General features: G+C 65.9%; 10 protein-coding genes and 1 tRNA gene. 3 read left to right on the top strand and 8 right to left on the bottom strand.

Going from position 1 to position 13,759, the window contains the following annotated elements; genetic code table 11:
• Window positions 1–75: 75 nt before the first annotated feature.
• The 5 genes from SAZ01S_RS02390 to lon all read right to left on the bottom strand — a co-directional run bounded on the left by SAZ01S_RS02390 (window position 76) and on the right by lon (window position 5,719).
• Entirely contained in the window at window positions 76–1,758 is a 1,683-nt protein-coding gene (locus tag SAZ01S_RS02390; RefSeq protein ID WP_084579689.1) for a beta-helix domain-containing protein, read from the bottom strand.
• Between the two features lie 273 nt (window positions 1,759–2,031).
• A complete protein-coding gene (locus tag SAZ01S_RS02385; protein ID WP_084579687.1) occupies window positions 2,032–2,529 on the bottom strand; it encodes a hypothetical protein in 498 nt (165 codons plus the stop codon).
• Window positions 2,530–2,649: 120 nt separating this feature from the next.
• Window positions 2,650–2,724, bottom strand: a tRNA-Val gene (locus SAZ01S_RS02380).
• Between the two features lie 108 nt (window positions 2,725–2,832).
• Window positions 2,833–3,105 (bottom strand): HU family DNA-binding protein, encoded by a 273-nt coding sequence (locus SAZ01S_RS02375; RefSeq protein WP_084579685.1) that lies wholly within the window; start codon window positions 3,103–3,105, stop codon window positions 2,833–2,835.
• A gap of 157 nt (window positions 3,106–3,262) precedes the next feature.
• The gene (gene lon / locus SAZ01S_RS02370) at window positions 3,263–5,719 is read right to left on the bottom strand and encodes an endopeptidase La (protein ID WP_084579683.1); all 2,457 of its coding nucleotides are present in this window, start codon (window positions 5,717–5,719) and stop codon (window positions 3,263–3,265) included.
• Between the two features lie 262 nt (window positions 5,720–5,981).
• Here lon and SAZ01S_RS02365 point away from each other — a divergent pair, with 262 nt between their 5' ends.
• The 3 genes from SAZ01S_RS02365 to SAZ01S_RS02355 all read left to right on the top strand — a co-directional run bounded on the left by SAZ01S_RS02365 (window position 5,982) and on the right by SAZ01S_RS02355 (window position 8,952).
• Entirely contained in the window at window positions 5,982–7,661 is a 1,680-nt protein-coding gene (locus SAZ01S_RS02365; RefSeq protein WP_174596076.1) for a M1 family metallopeptidase, read from the top strand.
• Window positions 7,643–8,260: a methyltransferase family protein gene (locus tag SAZ01S_RS02360; protein WP_245824521.1), complete on the top strand. Its 618-nt coding sequence runs from the start codon at window positions 7,643–7,645 to the stop codon at window positions 8,258–8,260. The genes SAZ01S_RS02365 and SAZ01S_RS02360 overlap by 19 nt, the downstream gene beginning before the upstream one ends.
• A gap of 104 nt (window positions 8,261–8,364) precedes the next feature.
• Window positions 8,365–8,952: a hypothetical protein gene (locus SAZ01S_RS02355; protein ID WP_084579679.1), complete on the top strand. Its 588-nt coding sequence runs from the start codon at window positions 8,365–8,367 to the stop codon at window positions 8,950–8,952.
• A 283-nt stretch (window positions 8,953–9,235) separates the two neighbouring features.
• Here SAZ01S_RS02355 and clpX read toward each other — a convergent pair whose 3' ends face one another.
• The 3 genes from clpX to SAZ01S_RS02340 all read right to left on the bottom strand — a co-directional run bounded on the left by clpX (window position 9,236) and on the right by SAZ01S_RS02340 (window position 13,593).
• Window positions 9,236–10,501 carry an ATP-dependent Clp protease ATP-binding subunit ClpX gene (gene clpX, locus SAZ01S_RS02350; RefSeq protein ID WP_064311561.1) on the bottom strand — a complete coding sequence of 422 codons (1,266 nt, stop codon included), beginning with the start codon at window positions 10,499–10,501 and terminating at the stop codon, window positions 9,236–9,238.
• 145 nt (window positions 10,502–10,646) lie between these two features.
• Entirely contained in the window at window positions 10,647–11,303 is a 657-nt protein-coding gene (locus SAZ01S_RS02345; protein WP_084579678.1) for an ATP-dependent Clp protease proteolytic subunit, read from the bottom strand.
• A gap of 88 nt (window positions 11,304–11,391) precedes the next feature.
• Window positions 11,392–13,593 carry a sugar nucleotide-binding protein gene (locus tag SAZ01S_RS02340; RefSeq protein ID WP_084579676.1) on the bottom strand — a complete coding sequence of 734 codons (2,202 nt, stop codon included), beginning with the start codon at window positions 13,591–13,593 and terminating at the stop codon, window positions 11,392–11,394.
• Window positions 13,594–13,759: the final 166 nt, after the last annotated feature.

Genomic DNA, 13,759 nt, shown 5'->3' with positions numbered 1-13,759 from the left:
TGAACCCCCTTATTGCTTTGAAAAACAGGAGGCGGAGCGAGCTTCGCGCACGCCCCGCCTCCGTTCAGGTCGCCGTCAGAGCGTCGGAAGCGAGGTGCAGAGGCTCGCGCCAGTGGCGAAGGTCGCGGTCGCGCTGTTGCACGTCCAACCCTGGAACGAGGTGTCGGTCGCGTTCTTGACGGCACCGATGAAGCCCGAGGCGTCGAAGAAGCCCGCCGGGGTCAGCGTGATGCCGTTGAACACCTGGCCGTTGAACGCGGTCGGGTCGAACGCCGGCACCGCGGTTTCGTTGGCGCCGTTCACGAACAGGTTGGCCAGCGTCGAGGTGTAGCTGACATTGTTGTTGTTCGCACCCGAGCCGAAGATCGCGGCGACCTGCGCGTCGGTGACGCTGTTGGCGCCGACCAGCGGCGTGGTACCGCAGCCGGTGAACACCACCGAGCGGAACACCGGCGCACCGAATTCGTCGATCGCCGCGTTCTGCGTGGTCGACGCGGTCTGCGCGCGGCTGATGCGCAGGCACGGGTTGGTGACGGTATTGATCAGGATGCCGTTGACCAGCGTGTAGTCGGTGCCGCCGCGCAGCAGGATCGAGGCGACGTCCGAGTTGCCGGCGACACGGTCGATGAAGGTGAAGTTCGACAGGAACACGTTCTGGCGCGGATTGTCGCCGTCGAGCGCGTTGTCCGAGTCGGCTTCGATCATCGCGTCGGCGTTGGCCGTCGTCGAACCGTTGCGCTGCACCGCCAAGACATACTGGAAGTTCGCCTTCACGCCGGTGTCGGTGTCGAGATTGTCGTCTTCTGCGCCGATCGACGCAAAATACTTCATGCTGACGCGGCCGCCGAAGAACTCCGCACCGTCGTCCGAGCTGTTGAACGACATGATGTGGTCGAGCGTGGTGCCCGAGCCGACGCCCTGCGTCGTCAGCGACTGGAGTTCGCTGTTCGCCGAGAGGACATAGCCCGAATAGCGGATCTGCGCATAGCTGATGCGGCCGCTATTGTCGTTCGCGGTGGCGCCGCCATAGAGCGCCGGATCCACCGCGCCTTCGGTCTGACGCTCGCACGCCACGGTGCCCGGGGTCGCGCCCGTCGCGGCGCAGTCGGTGATCGGCGCGCGGCCCGAGAGCACGACGCCGCCCCACTGGCCCGACGAGGTGTCGGTGTTGAGGCCCAGCACGTTGTCGCGGCTGGTGAAGATGATCGGGGCGGTGGCGGTGCCGACGGCCTGGATCTTGTTGCCGCGGTTGACGTTCAGCCACGCCACACCGGTGTTGGCATAGATGATCACGCCCGGCTCGATGGTCAGCGTGACGTTCGAGTCGGCGGTCAGCGTGATGGTCGCGCCCGACGGATCGGTCACGGTCTTGGTGTTGCTGCTGCTCAGCGGCGTCGGGCCATTGTCATAGCCGACATCGGTGCGACCGGCGAGTTGGTAGAGCAGGCCGGCGACCTTCGGCAGCGTCACGCTGCGCACGATGCGGGCGGGCAGCGCGCAGATGCGGTAGGTGCCGGTCGGGCCGGTGATCGTGCCGCGATCGGCCAGGCCCTGCGGGTCGGCGATCGTCGGGCAGCCCGTGGCGGGCGTTACCAGCGTGCTGGTCGGCGTCGGCGTCGGGGTCGGCGTGGGTGCCGGGTTGCTGATGTTGACGTTGACCGAGCCCGTGCCCGGCGACGCGATCTCGTTGGCGCCGTCGCAGGCGCTCAGCACAACCGCCGAGCAGCCGGCCAGCAGGATGTTGCGAACCAGTTTCATCTCAATCCCCTTTGTTTCGTCGCCGGGCACGATCACGTTCGTGGTGGCAGCCGAAAGGCCGGCGCCGACCGCTGCCGACCTGGGGCAATTATGGATTGGATGTTATGCTTGTGTGACAGTCCGCCGATTTTATGATGTGAAGATGAAATCCGTTATGTAGCGCGATGGCGCGCTGCCGCTGGTGCGCTGCAAAAGCGGCTGGGGAAGCGGCGGGCGGGCGATCGTCAGGATCGAAGAGCTACCCGCCCTGCCGTAGGGGAAATAGCGCGCGACTCAGTGGTGCGGGCGGACGTCCACCGCCCAGATCTTCCACCCGCCCTGCCCCTTCGCCGCATCGGCAGGCGCCGCCGGCCGCCGCAGATATACCATGCCCTTCAGCTCGCGCGTGGCGCCACTCTTGGTCTCCGCCTTCGCGGCGACCGTGACGATGACATAGTCGATGCCTTCGCGAGTCTCGATGTGAGTCGGCGTCTCGGCCTGCGCCGTGTAGCTGCGATAGACCGCATAGGCGCCCTTCAGGTCCTCGGCCGAACCGCCCGAGGCAGCACCGTCCTGGTCCCACATCGCCCGCGCGGCGGCGAAGTCGCCTGCAGCGATCTTGGCGTAATAGGCGTCGACCTGCGCCTTGGCTGCGGCGGCCGCCGGCGAGGCGCTCGATTCGGTGCGCTGGGCGTTGCGGATCTCGTTTTCATTGGCCGCGGCATTGTCTGCATCGATGCCATGTCCGCAGGCGGCGAGCAGGAGCGCAGGGGCAAGCAGAAGATGGCGCATGGTCGTCTCTCCTCAGGAACCGGGGCGTGCAGGAACCGACGACGGTACGGAATGCCTCGCGGCTGAGGCCCCTGACACGACAAAGGGTAGGAGCCTGATGACTCCTACCCTTTGCGAATATGGTGGGCGCGGCTGGGATTGAACCAGCGACCCCTGCGGTGTGAACACAGTGCTCTACCACTGAGCTACGCGCCCATTGGCCGGTGGGTGAAACCCTGTGGCCGAAACGGGAAGCGGGCCTTTACGGTGCGGCTGCGAGCCTGTCCAGCCCCGTTTCGCACCCCGCCCGCATTTTTTCGGTGCTTAGTTGACCGAGTCCTTCAGCACCTTGCCCGGCTTGAACTTGGGCTGATTGGAAGCCTTGATCGTCATTTCCTCGCCGGTGCGCGGATTGCGGCCGGTCGAGGCCTTGCGCTTGCTGACCGAAAAGGTGCCGAAACCGACGAGGCGGACTTCGTCGCCCTTGGTGAGCGCGCCGGTGATCACGTCGAACACCGCTTCGACCGCCTTGACGGCGTCACCCTTGGCCAGACCGGAAACGTCGGCCACCTGACCGATCAGCTCTTGCTTGTTCATGCTGGTGCAAACCCCCTGAAACTGCGCGGGATACCGCGATGGTTATGATGGATAGCCGAATGAGTCGCGGCGGCTGCGCTGGCGTGCGAGTCAGCACGGGCGAGCCGCCGGAGTCAAAGCCTTTCGGACGGAATTGCGTCAGAAAAGTTACGGAAGGTCAATGATGCAGCGCATCTCCTATCGCCGGGACGCCGGCGGGCGGCTGGGTAGCCAATTCGTCGGCATCCGACCAGTCGATTGCGGTGAGCGGTTCGGTAAGCGCCAGCCGCAGCACCTCATCGACATGCGCGACTGGGACGATCTCGAGACCTTCGCGAATGTTTGCAGGGATTTCCGCGAGATCCTTCTCATTCTCGGTCGGGATCAGCACGGTCTTGATGCCGCCGCGCAGCGCCGCAAGCAGCTTCTCCTTGAGGCCGCCGATCGGCAGCACGCGACCCCGCAACGTCACTTCACCGGTCATCGCGATGTCCTTGCGCACCGCCACGCCCGTAAGCGTCGAGACGATCGAGGTGACGAGCCCGATGCCCGCCGACGGACCATCCTTCGGCACCGCGCCCTCGGGCAGGTGGACGTGGATGTCCTTCCGCGCGAACAGGCTCGGCTTGATGCCGTAGCTCGGGCTGCGCGCGCGGACGAAGCTGAACGCGGCTTCCACCGATTCCTTCATCACGTCGCCCAGCTTGCCGGTCGTCTTGATCGCGCCCTTGCCAGGCACGGTGACGCTCTCGATGGTCAGCAGCTCGCCGCCCACCTCGGTCCATGCCAGACCGGTGACCGCACCGATCTGGTGCTCCTCCTCGCCCACGCCGAAGCGGAACTTCCTGACACCAGCATAGTCCGCGAGGTTCTCGGGCGTGATGGTGACCTGGGTCTCCTTGCCCTCGAGGATCTTGCGCAGGCTCTTGCGCGCGAGCTTGGCGATCTCGCGCTCCAGCGTACGCACGCCGGCTTCCCGAGTGTAATAGCGGATAAGATCACGCAGGCCCGCGTTGGTCAGGACGAACTCGCCCTCCTTCAGGCCATGCGCGTCGATCTGCTTGGCGATCAGGTGCCGCTCGGCGATCTCGACCTTCTCGTCCTCGGTATAGCCCTCGAGCCGGATGATCTCCATGCGGTCGAGCAGCGGCTGCGGCAGGTTGAGCGAGTTGGCCGTGCACACGAACATCACGTCCGAAAGATCGATATCGATCTCCAGATAATGGTCGTTGAACTTGCTGTTCTGCTCCGGATCCAGCACCTCGAGCAGCGCCGAGGCCGGATCACCGCGGAAATCCTGGCCGAGCTTGTCGATCTCGTCGAGCAGGAACAGCGGGTTCGAGGTGCCGGCCTTTTTCAGGTTCGACACGATCTTGCCCGGCAGCGAGCCGATATAGGTCCGGCGATGGCCGCGGATCTCGGCCTCGTCGCGCACGCCGCCCAGCGACTGGCGGATGAACTCGCGGCCCGTCGCCTTGGCGATGCTCTTGCCCAGCGAGGTCTTGCCCACGCCCGGCGGGCCGACGAGGCACAGGATCGGCCCCTTCAGCTTGTTGGTGCGCGCCTGGACCGCGAGATATTCGACGATCCGGTCCTTCACCTTCTCCAGGGCATAGTGATCCTGGTCGAGCACGCCCTGCGCCTCGGCGATGTCCTTCTTCAGCTTGGACTTCTTGCCCCAGGGCAGGCCCAGCAGCACGTCGAGATAGTTGCGCACGACGGTGGCCTCGGCCGACATCGGCGCCATCGTCTTGAGCTTCTTCAGCTCGCCCTGCGCCTTGGCGCGCGCTTCCTTGGAGAGCTTGAGCGTGGCGATCTTCTGGGTGAGTTCGGCAACCTCGTCGCCCTCGCCCTCTTCGCCCTCATTGCCCAGCTCGCGCTGGATCGCCTTGAGCTGCTCGTTGAGATAATATTCGCGCTGCGTCTTCTCCATCTGGCGCTTGACGCGGCTGCGGATCTTCTTCTCCACCTGCAGCACGCCGAGCTCGCCTTCCATGAAGGCGAACACCATTTCCAGGCGCTTCTGCGGATCGTTCTCGACCAGCAGCGCCTGCTTGTCGGCGACCTTGACCGAGATATTGGCGGCGACCGCATCGGCGAGACGCGACGGATCTTCCAGCTCGCCCAGCTGCAAGGCGGTCTCGGCCGGCAGCTTGCGGTTGAGCTTGGCATAATTCTCGAACTGCTCGATGACCGAGCGCATCAGCGCCTTCAGCTCGGGGCTGAGACTTTCGGGGGTCAGCTTCGAAACGGCCTCATCGACGCCTTCGGCGGCGGCTTCGAGCGACGTGTCACCCTCGCCCACCGGCTCGACATGCGCGGTCAGATACGCGCCGGTCTCCTCGATGGAGAGAAGGTTGCCACGCTCCTTGCCGGCAACCAGCACGCGCACCGTACCGTCGGGCAGCTTGAGCAGCTGCAGCACTTCGGCCGAAACGCCGGTATCGTAGAGATCCTCGCGGCCGGGATCGTCCTCGGCCGGATCGAGCTGCGCGACGAGGAAAATCTCCTTGTCGGCAGCCATCGCCGCTTCCAGCGCCGCGACCGACTTATCGCGGCCGACGAACAGCGGCACGATCATGTGCGGGAAAACGACGATGTCGCGAAGCGGCAGGACGGGATAGGACTGCTTCATGAAAACTCCGGGTCTGCCCCATCCGGGGCACCATAGACCTTATATATGGGGCCTGGAACGCACGCATCAATCGGATCGGGCTATTAGCCCAGATTGCGGTGGAAAACTCCAGCCCCAGGGGCGGGGAATCTCGCGACTCGCCTTGCAGTGCAGCATTGCTATCATGCCTGGCGCGTTGATTCGGGCACCGAAATGGGTCAAACGCAGCCTCTGGGGGTGGCTTTTGAGACGATCGACGATTGCACTGGCCTGGCTTGCGACCATGGCCACGGCCCTCGCGAGCGCCGCACAGGCGCAGAAGCGTGGCGAGCCGCCGATCACCGCGACGACGCAGGCGTCGGGCGGTCCGATCGCCGCGGCACGCGCCGCGCTGCGCCTCGAACATGCCGACCTCGCCTTCGACGTGCAGCCGTCGACCTACACGCTCCACGGCACGGCAACGCTCACCTTGCGGACCAGCGCGCCGCAGACCGAGCTGCAGATCGATCTCGACCGCAATCTGCCGGTGAGCGCGATTCGCATCGACGGCAAGCCGCTCCCTCCTACCCAATGGCGCAACCCCGACGGGCGGCTGTTCATCACCCTGCCTCACCCGCTCAAGGCCGGCGACCGGGTAGTTGCCGAGATCATCTATGGCGGCACGCCGCATGTCGCGGTGCGTGCGCCCTGGGACGATGGTCTGGTATGGGCGACCACGCCCGGCGAGAAGAAGCCGTGGGTGGCCACCACTGCCGAGGGCTATGGCTGCGACCTGTTCTGGCCCTGCCTCGACTTTCCGCAGGGCGAGCCGGCACTGGTCGATCTGCACATCACCGTGCCGGCGGGCCTGAAGGCACCTTCCAACGGCAAGCTCATGCGAGTGGAGACGCTGGCTGACGGTCGTACCACCTGGCATTGGCGGGCACGCAGCCCCAATCCCTATGACGTCGCGCTCAACATCGGGCCCTATCAGGAACTGACGGCCGAGTATCAGAGCCGCTTCGGCAACAGCTTCCCCCTGCACTATTGGTATCTGCCCGGTCGCGAGGCGAAGGCAAAGGCGCTGTTCGCCGAGTTCGCGCCGACGGTGGACTTCTACGAGCGCGTGATCGGCCCCTATCCTTGGAGCGACGAGAAGCTGGGCGTGGTGGAGACGCCGCATCTCGGCATGGAGCACCAGACGATCAACGCCTACGGCAACAACTACCGCAAGACCCCGTCGGGCTTTGACGAGATCTTCCAGCACGAGCTGGGCCATGAATGGTTCGGCAACCAGCTGACGGCCGCCGACTGGGACGATTACTGGCTGCACGAGGGCTATACCCAGTACATGCAGCCGCTCTATGGCCAGTGGCGCGAGGGCAATGCCCGCTATGCCGCGATGATGGACCAGTTTCGCCTTGCCATCTCGAACAAGGCACCGATCGTCTCGGGCCAGAGCCGTACCGAGGAATCGGTGTATGAGGATAGCAACGGCGGCCCCGGCCAGGACATCTACTACAAGGGCGCCTGGGTCCTCCACACGCTGCGCTACCTGATCGGCGACGACCAGTTCTTCGAAGTGACGCGGCGGATGGTCTATGGTCGTCCGGATCCCAAGCCCGGCAATTTCAAGCCGCGCTTCGGCACCACGCCCGAATATATCGCGATCGTTCGCCAGGTGACCGGACAGGATCTGGGCTGGTTCTTCGATGTCTATCTCTACGCCGCCGACCTGCCCGAACTCCTGACCGAGCGAACCGGCGATAGCCTGACCCTGCGCTGGAAGACGCCCGGCGACCGCCCCTTCCCCCTGCCGATCGATGTCTCGGTCGACGGCAAGGTGCAGCGGGTGGCGATGCCGGGCGGCACCGCGACGCTGGCGGTGCCGGCAGGCGCGCACATTATCCTTGATCCGGACGCGCACATCCTGCGCCGTTCCGAAGCCGTGGAGGCCTTGCAACGATGGGCGCGACAACGATGATCTCTCTGGTGGCACCTGCTCCGATCGGGAAGCCGGGATTGGTGGTGCTTCTGCTCGGGTTTGTCCTGTTCGTGGCAGCGCTGCTTTTCGCATGGTGGCGCCAGCGTGACCGGCGGCAGGGCGCCGCGCGGGTCAGCACGCGCGCGACCGCTGGCATCTGGCTGCAGGCGACGGCATTCTTTCTGGTGGCATTCGGCCCGCTGCGGCCGACGCTGCTGCCCATGACCGCGCCGGCGCTGGGCCAGGCCGTGGTGGTGGCGCTGCTGGTGTCGACCTGCATCGGCATGTTCCTCTCCGCAACCGCCGCGATGGGCCGCAACTGGAGCGTCAGCGCGCGTACCCGTCGCGACCACGACCTGGTCACCTGGGGACCGTTCGCGACCATCCGGCATCCGATCTACACCGGACTGTTCGCGATGTTGCTCGCCATGGCGGTCGCCTTTGGCCACTGGCGCGGCCTGATCGTGGCGGTGCCACTGTTCGCCTATGGCGCCTGGATCCGCGTGCAGGAGGAGGAAAAGCTGCTGCACGAACATTTCGGACGGCAGTATGAGGCCTATGCCGCACGCGTGAAGCGCTTCATTCCCGGCATCTTTTAACGCTCTCAAGGGGCGCTTTGCCAAGGCTTCGCTTGCATCGACCGCCCTGCACTGTACCTTCCTACGTGCACCTTGCATGCCGCAGGTGACGCTTGGGAAGGATCATGCTGCGCGGCCTGATACTGGGATCAACGCTGATCTGCGCGGCGCTGCCGGCCGGAGCGCAGCAGGATCTGCGGATCGAGGGCGACTGGACGCATACCGCGACCGGAATGGTTTTCCCCGAGCGGCTCGACAACGCGCTGCGCACCCGCATCCACAGCTACGACGCCGAGCAGCTCGATGTGAGCGCAGGCTATGCGTTGCGGCGAAACGGCGAGCTCGGCTTCGTGACACTGTACGTCTACCCCGCCCCGCCGAACCGCAGCTGTGCTGAAAATTTCGCGGACATCGAGCGCAACGTCGCGGCGAACTATGCGGACGTGAAGCTGGTATCGCACGGCCGCTGGCCATCGCCTTCGGGCCGCACCCCGGGCGCCGCCTATCATGCGCGCTTCACGATGACCGGGACGCTGGACGGCAAGGAACAGCCGCTGATATCGGAAAGCTATCTCTTCTGCCCGGCCAGCGGCTGGCTGGTCGCGGCGCGCGCGAGCTGGGGACGCGACAGCGATCTGGAGCAGACCTTCGTCGACCTGCTGCGCGGCCTCGCCTGGCCCGAACCGCTCGACTCGGCGGCAACCGCCCCCTGACCGCTCCGTCGGCCGGGCACAGCATCGACCAGAGCCCGCGGTCCGACCGTCCAGGCGCTCGCCACAAGGCAAGCAGCCTCGTCGGCGACGAAACCCTGCCGCCGCGCAGGTCCGACTCGACCAATAATGCGAAGAGGCGCGGCAACCGCAGTTGCCGCACCTCTGGATCCGGAAAGATATAGGCGAACGCCGGGTCTGCTACGAAGGCTCGCCCCAGCATCGCGGCAAGGGCAAGTGGTCCTGGCGGGCGGCCGAACGGATCGCGATCAGCCGTGCCACCGGATCAGGCGGCGCTGCCGGCCTTTTCCTTCTTGGCGTAAATCCGCACCGGCTCCTTCCGGCCCTCGACCACATCCTTGTCGACCACCACTTCGTCGACGCCGTCCATGCTGGGCAGGTCGAACATCGTGTCGAGCAGGATGCCTTCGAGGATCGAGCGGAGGCCGCGTGCGCCGGTCTTGCGCTCGATCGCCTTCTTCGAGACGGCGGTTAGCGCGTCGTCGGTGAAGCCGAGCTTGACCGCCTCCATGTCGAACAGCTTCTGATACTGCTTGACCAGGGCGTTCTTCGGCTCGGTCAGGATCTTGATCAGCGCCTCGACGTCGAGGTCTTCCAGCGTCGCGATCACCGGCAGACGGCCGACGAATTCGGGGATCAGGCCGAACTTGAGCAGATCCTCCGGCTCGGTCTGGCGGAGCAGCTCGCCGGTGCGACGCTCGTCCGGTGCGGCGACATGCGCGCCGAAGCCGATTGACTTGCCCTGCAGACGATCACCGATGATCTTCTCGAGGCCCGAGAAGGCGCCGCCGCAGATGAACAGGATGTTGGTCGTGTCCACCTGCAGGAATTCCTGCTGTGGGTGCTTGCGGCCGCCCTGCGGCGGAACGCTCGCGGTGGTGCCTTCCATCAGCTTGAGCAGCGCCTGCTGCACGCCCTCGCCCGACACATCGCGCGTGATCGAAGGATTCTCGGCCTTGCGGCTGATCTTGTCGATCTCGTCGATATAGACGATTCCGCGCTGCGCCCGCTCGACGTTGTAATCCGAGGCCTGGAGCAGCTTGAGGATGATGTTCTCCACGTCCTCGCCGACATAGCCGGCTTCGGTGAGCGTGGTGGCATCGGCCATGGTGAACGGCACATCGAGGATGCGCGCCAGCGTCTGCGCCAGCAGCGTCTTGCCGCAGCCGGTGGGACCGACGAGCAGGATGTTCGACTTGGCGAGCTCGACATCGGCGCCCTTGGCGCCGTGGTTCAGCCGCTTATAGTGGTTGTGCACCGCCACCGAGAGGACGCGCTTCGCCTTCTTCTGCCCGATGACATAATCGTCGAGCACGTCGCAGATTTCCTGCGGCGAAGGCACGCCACCGTCCTTCTTGGACACCAGCGAGGACTTGGTCTCCTCGCGGATGATGTCGTTGCACAGCTCGACGCATTCATCGCAGATGAACACGGTCGGGCCGGCGATGAGCTTGCGCACCTCATGCTGGCTCTTGCCGCAGAAGGAGCAATAGAGCGTGCTCTTCGAGTCACCGCCGCTGAGCTTGGTCATTCAATCCATCCTTCGCGCCTCGGGCGCGTAACGCTCGCCTGCCATCCTACACGCAGGCGAAATTCCGGCAATCCATAAATCGCCCCGCCCGCCTGACGTTCCATGCACCGGGAATCGTCAGACGGCCGAGGATAGGGATATAGTGTTAATTTGCCGCTGCCGCATCCTCGCTCGGCACCGGGCGCTTCTCGTACACCTCGTCGACGATGCCGAAAGCCTTGGCTTCCTCGGCCTCGAAGAACGAGTCGCGGTCCATCGTCGTCTCGATCTTCTCGATCGGCTGGCCGGTATACTTCGAATACAGCGCGTTCATGCGCGCGCGGATCCGCAGGATTTCCTTGGCCTGGATCTCGATGTCCGACGCCATGCCCTGCGCACCGCCCGAGGGCTGGTGAAGCATGATGCGGGCGTTGGTCAGCGCCACGCGCAGGCCCGGCTCGCCCGACGCCAGCAGGAACGAGCCCATCGACGCCGCCTGGCCGATGCACACCGTGCCGACGCGCGGACGGATATACTGCATCGTGTCGTGGATCGCCATACCCGCCGTGACGACGCCGCCCGGCGAGTTGATGTACATCCAGATGTCCTTCTTCGGATTTTCCGATTCGAGGAACAGCAGCTGGGCGGTGATCAGCGAGGCCATATGGTCTTCCACCTGACCGGTGACGAACACGATCCGCTCCCGCAGCAGGCGCGAATAGATGTCGAAGCTGCGCTCGCCGCGGCTCGACTGCTCGATGACGATGGGAACGAGAGCGCCGGTAACGGGATCGATGGTCATCTGACCGGAAAGCGGATGCATGTGGGATGATCTCGTGGTTGTTGTATTGCCCGCGACTACATCGGCGCTCCGGCTGTCCAGCGCAAGAGGGGCATTGCGGAGGCGGCGGTCAGGCCGAATGCAGCGCCTCGGCTCCCTGCCCGGCCCGGGCGATGCGTTCGAGCACCTCGGGTGCGGCGGCAAAGGCGTGCAACGCAGCTTCGAGCGACGGCATCCGCTGGCTGGCCAGCGGCGCGTAACGTGGGCGCGGCGCCTTCCAGCCCAGGTTTGCGCCGGGAACCGGGTCGACCAGCGATGCCGGCAGCGCGCAGGCGTCCGCCACCGCCACGGCGAAGTCCGCCCAGCTGACCTCCCCCTGGTTGGCGAGGTGCAGGATGCCGCATGTCCCGTCGATGCATGCGTCGAGCGCCGCATTGCACAGGTCCGGCACATAGGCGGGCGACACGAAATGATCCTCCGCAGCGGCAAACCGCCGCCCGGCCGCCACTGCATCGACGACCTGCACCGCGAAATTGTGCCGGTCCCAGGGCGAGAAGAATGCCGCCGTGCGCACGATCAGGTGCCGTCCCGCCAGCCGGCCGATCGCGGCCTCCATCGCCGCCTTGCTGCGGCCATAGGCGCCCAGCGGCGCGCAGGGATCGGCTTCGGAATAGGGCCGGCCCAGCCCGCCGTCGAACACCAGGTCGCTGGAGAAGCTGACGGTCGCGATGTCCCGCTCGGATGCGGCGATCGCCAGCTCGGTCGCGCCCAGGCAATTGGCGGCGAAGCAGGCCGCCTCCTCCTCCTCGGCATCATCGACGCGGACCCAGCCGGCGGCGTTGATCACCGCCCAGGGCCGATGTGCGTCGAGCGCCGCTGCGATCGATGCGCCGTCACCCAGGTCGAGCATCGCACGATCGGTGAGCACATGGGCGAGGTCGCGCATCTCGCAGCACCGTGCCAGCGCCTGCCCCAGCGTTCCGGTTGCGCCAGCGATCAGCATCGGGCGCCGACGCCTTGGCATCGATCGGGCACGCGCGGGCGGCTCCGGATGCGCGTGACGGCGATGGGTGATGCGCAGGTCGCGCTGCCACCAGCCGGCGCCACCGAGTGCAGGATGGTCGTGCCGCTCGCCGCTTGCCAGCGCCTGGAGGAACGGGACCATGGCCGTGGGCCGCGGTTCGCCGCCGCGCACGTCGAACACGCCGGGCTCGTAGATTCCGGGGGACGTCAGCAGCGTGTTCCAGCCCGAGGCGCCGAACAGCGACCAAGCGGTCACCGCCTGCACCTCGATGCCCGCAGCCCGGGCGGCCTCGGCACCGTCCCAGGCGTCGCGCATCCAGCGCATCTGCTCCTCGCGGGTGCAGCCGTTATGGACCTCGGTGATCGCGATCGGGATGCGATAGCGCGCCCAAGCCTCGGCCAGCGCGTTGGCCAGCCCGTCCGGCGCGGGATCGAGGACGCGCACCGCCTCGGTATCGACATAGGCGATGCTGCCGTTGCCGCCGTGCATCGCCGGCGGATAGGCGGCGATCCGCGCATCGAGGAAGCGATCGCTGGTCAGATAGTGATTGATGCCGATCACGTCCGGCGGACAGGGTGCCGCCGCCAGCGCCTCGAGCTTGGTGCCAAGCCCGAAACCCGCCAGTCGTTCCCAAAGCGGATGCCCCGGCACGACGCGGCCGCACAGCAGGTCCCAGCCCATCCAGCGGCGATCATTGTCATAGGCGACCTGCGCTCGGGTGTCAGACGTGCCATAGGTCTTGCCGAGATCGTCGGTCTGGATCAGCCGCGCGTCCGGCCGGACCGCACGCACCGCCGCCATCGCACAGACCACGCCTTCGACCTGATGCACCAAAGCCCGCCAGAAACTGCCCTCGTCGCGGGCATGCGGATACCAATGCCCGTAGAGCGCCGCGAACCGCGCGGTGGTCAGCGGTTCGTTGACCGGTGTCCAATCGGCGATCCAGGGGTACCGCTCGGCGACTCGCGCCGCATAGTGGCCGAGCTTCGCCCCGAAATCGGGATCGAGCAGATCGGTGCGCCGGGGACCGCTGCCGTGATGGACCAGCCCTGCGATCGGCCGCAAGCCGAGTTCGCGCATCCGCGCCAGCCGGCTGTCGCTCCACACCCAGTCGCAGCGCGCCGGATCCACAGGGCAGACGCGCTCCCACAGCACCGGAAAGCGCAGCGACTTCACGCCCAGCGCCGCGATGCAATCCAGATCCTCCAGCCGATCCCGGTGGCCAGTCTCGACCAGCTGATCGCGGTAGCGGTCGCCCACGCGGTTGACCGTGCACTCGGCACCGCCCCAGAGTTCCAAGGGTGGCATGGACGCCCTCATCGGCCGCTCCGACCGCAAAAGGCCGCCAGCGACCAACCTGGGTTAGGCCCCGTGCTCGGCTCGTCGCAAAAGCACCCGAAAACCCTCCGAAGAAGCGCGTAGCGGGTACATCCGCAATTCACTTCTCCGCCTATAAAAACAACATGGTTAGCGA

The organism is Sphingomonas azotifigens NBRC 15497, from assembly GCF_002091475.1.
Classification (GTDB): Bacteria; Pseudomonadota; Alphaproteobacteria; order Sphingomonadales; family Sphingomonadaceae; genus Sphingomonas; species Sphingomonas azotifigens.
Note: the sequence above shows the minus strand (reverse complement) of the source record. Positions and strands in the feature narration are given on the sequence as shown.

What these genes read in the sequence shown, in the direction of transcription:
- SAZ01S_RS02375 (WP_084579685.1), bottom strand. Translation starts at nt 3,105, where the DNA reads ATGAACAAGCAAGAGCTGATCGGTCAGGTGGCCGACGTTTCCGGTCTG.
- SAZ01S_RS02385 (WP_084579687.1), bottom strand. Translation starts at nt 2,529, where the DNA reads ATGCGCCATCTTCTGCTTGCCCCTGCGCTCCTGCTCGCCGCCTGCGGA.
- SAZ01S_RS02345 (WP_084579678.1), bottom strand. Translation starts at nt 11,303, where the DNA reads ATGCATCCGCTTTCCGGTCAGATGACCATCGATCCCGTTACCGGCGCT.
- clpX (WP_064311561.1), bottom strand. Translation starts at nt 10,501, where the DNA reads ATGACCAAGCTCAGCGGCGGTGACTCGAAGAGCACGCTCTATTGCTCC.
- SAZ01S_RS02355 (WP_084579679.1), top strand. Translation starts at nt 8,365, where the DNA reads ATGCTGCGCGGCCTGATACTGGGATCAACGCTGATCTGCGCGGCGCTG.
- lon (WP_084579683.1), bottom strand. Translation starts at nt 5,719, where the DNA reads ATGAAGCAGTCCTATCCCGTCCTGCCGCTTCGCGACATCGTCGTTTTC.
- SAZ01S_RS02360 (WP_245824521.1), top strand. Translation starts at nt 7,643, where the DNA reads ATGGGCGCGACAACGATGATCTCTCTGGTGGCACCTGCTCCGATCGGG.
- SAZ01S_RS02340 (WP_084579676.1), bottom strand. Translation starts at nt 13,593, where the DNA reads ATGCCACCCTTGGAACTCTGGGGCGGTGCCGAGTGCACGGTCAACCGC.
- SAZ01S_RS02390 (WP_084579689.1), bottom strand. Translation starts at nt 1,758, where the DNA reads ATGAAACTGGTTCGCAACATCCTGCTGGCCGGCTGCTCGGCGGTTGTG.
- SAZ01S_RS02365 (WP_174596076.1), top strand. Translation starts at nt 5,982, where the DNA reads ATGGCCACGGCCCTCGCGAGCGCCGCACAGGCGCAGAAGCGTGGCGAG.